Origin of the sequence: Hydrocoleum sp. CS-953, assembly GCF_002260545.1 — a bacterium.
GTDB lineage: Bacteria > Cyanobacteriota > Cyanobacteriia > Cyanobacteriales > Microcoleaceae > Trichodesmium.
Window position 1 is genome coordinate 1 of record NZ_LGSU01000216.1, and the last position, 2,477, is coordinate 2,477.

Below are 2,477 nucleotides of genomic sequence, written 5' to 3' on the forward strand. Positions count from 1 at the left end.
AACTAGATATATATGATTTGTACGAAGCATTAAAAATCACTATGAAAAATATTGATTATTCTATAGTTATTCCCATTTTCAATGAATCAGAAATTATCCCTGAACTCTGGCGTAGATTATCAGATGTTTTAGACAAACTTGATGGCAGTAGTGAAGTAATTTTTATCAATGATGGAAGTGTAGATAATTCTTTTGAATTACTAAAAGAAATAAGTCAGAAAAATCAAGAAGTAAAAATTATTAACTTTTCGAGAAACTTCGGTCATCAATGTGCTTTATCTGCTGGAATAGATCATGCGAATGGAAAAGCAGTTATTCTGATGGATGGAGATTTACAAGATTCTCCTGAAGCAATTATCAGTTTTTCACGACTTTGGCAACAGGGATATGATGTGGTTTATGCTATTAGAAAAAATCGTAAAGAAAAATGGTTAAAAAGATTAGCATTTAAAAGCTTTTATTACATCCAAAGAAAGTTGTCAGGAATTGTCACTCCTATGGATGCAGGAATTTTTTCATTAATGGATAGAAAAGTTATTCTAACTTTACGGCAAATGCCAGAACGGAATAAATATTTAAGTGGTTTAAGAGCTTATGCTGGATTTAAACAAATCGGAGTTTATGTAGAACGGGGTCCTCGATATAGAGGTGAGCCTAAAGTGTCAGTTTCTAAGTTATTTAAACTTGCTTTTGATGGGATATTTTCTTTTTCAACAATTCCTCTAAAAATGGCAACTATTCTAGGTTTAGTATCGGCAATTGTATCTTTTATTATTGGCTTAATTGGTCTTTACGTTAAATTTGTTTTAGGGCAAGAATTTCTCTCCTGGGCTTATGGTTTAACTACTACATTTTTTATGGGAGGAGTGCAACTTCTTTCTTTAGGAATTATTGGAGAATATATCGGTCGAATTTACGACGAAGTTCGCCAAAGACCTTACTATATTATTAACGAAAAAATCGGCTTTGAAGAAGAAAATTAATTTGTCAGTATTTCCTANCTTGAAAAGAAGAGGATTGACGAACAGGAAAATTTTTATTTATTATCCCCTATCCAAGGGGAGGCTTTAAACCACAATATTTCGGTAAAAATAACATTTAGACATTCGCTATTAGCTATATAAATCCGCGCTTATGTTGTAAAATTTTATCCTAGGGGTTTGGTCTCTAAATCCTAATCAACATAATGGGATTTGGAAACCAAACCCCTACACTTTTTCTCACATCTCATTCCTGATTGCTATACATTAGGGAAGTTAAAAATAAACCACAAAATCTCTTTGATATAAATTTCAAAAATGAATTTCGCCCAGATAGTTAAAAGAAAAAATATTAATCATATAGCCAAAAAAATCCTAAACAACAACTTCTCTATTTTACATTCTATAGGATTTTTCGGNTTCACTCTTATAAAAAGCAGTCCGAAAAATTTTACATTCTATAGGATTATGTTTAGTAATACTGCCAGCAGTTTTGATGGGAATATTAATTATTACCTACAGCGTTAATATTCCATATTGGGACCAATGGAATCTCATGCCTCAATTATTTATAAAAATCTCCCAAAATTCTTTGTCATGGCAAGACTTAATTGCTCAACATAATGAAAGTAGAAAATTATTTCCACGCTTAATTTTCCTCGGACTAGGATATTTAACTAATTGGGATGTGAGATATGAAATGCTAGCAATATTTTTGTTAGCTTGTCTAGTTTCCGTTAATATTTATCGCCTCAATAGATTAACCTTAAGATTAAATCTCTTCCCAACTTTACTCCTAGGTTTTTTAGCAAATATTCTGATATTTTCTGGAATTCAATATGATAACTGGTTTTGGGGAATTCAATTAGTAGTTTTCATGCCTATTGTTTGTATTACTACTGCAATTTCAGCTATTTATTCACGCCTCAATATTAGATATAAATTCTTAATTTGTATGATGCTTTGCATCATCAGCACCTTTTCTTATTCTAATGGGATGATAGCTTGGGTAATTGTTTTACCTGTACTAATATTAGTTTCAGCAAAATCAAGGTCAGATTTACTCAAACAAAAATGGTTATTCTTAAGTTGGATAGCAGTTTTTACTACCAATATAATTATCTATTTTTATGATTATCAGAAACCAGAACTTGCCCCTAGCATCATACCAGCTTTTCAAAATCCAGAACAAACTTTACAATTTTTATTAGCCTTTCTTGGTTCTCCCTTGGGTTCTGGTGCTCAAATATCTCCTCTGATTTATTCGACATTTATCGGAGGGGTAGAAATAGGAATATTTTTATGTTTATGTCTTTACCTAATCAAACATATTCAAGACAATTCTCTGTTAGAGAGAATGATAGGTTGGATAATGATTGGTTTCTATGCAATTTTTCGGAGAAATTTTTTGTAATTTAACATCAGATTCTAATGCTTTTCTGACTGCTGCTAATTCTGAACCTGCATTTTTTAAATACTCTTGGATTTGCTCTAAAC

2 protein-coding genes are annotated in these 2,477 nt (G+C 31.2%); both read left to right on the forward strand.

Features of this window, described 5'->3' with window-relative positions; all coding sequences use genetic code 11:
- Positions 1-983: glycosyltransferase family 2 protein (locus tag AFK68_RS01835; RefSeq protein WP_371357198.1), on the forward strand; the 983-nt coding region annotated here is incomplete at its 5' end.
- 490 nt (positions 984-1,473) lie between these two features.
- On the forward strand, positions 1,474-2,394 hold the full coding sequence (locus tag AFK68_RS01840; protein WP_143437420.1) for a hypothetical protein: 921 nt from the start codon (positions 1,474-1,476) through the stop codon (positions 2,392-2,394).
- The last annotated feature ends 83 nt before the right edge of the window (positions 2,395-2,477 follow it).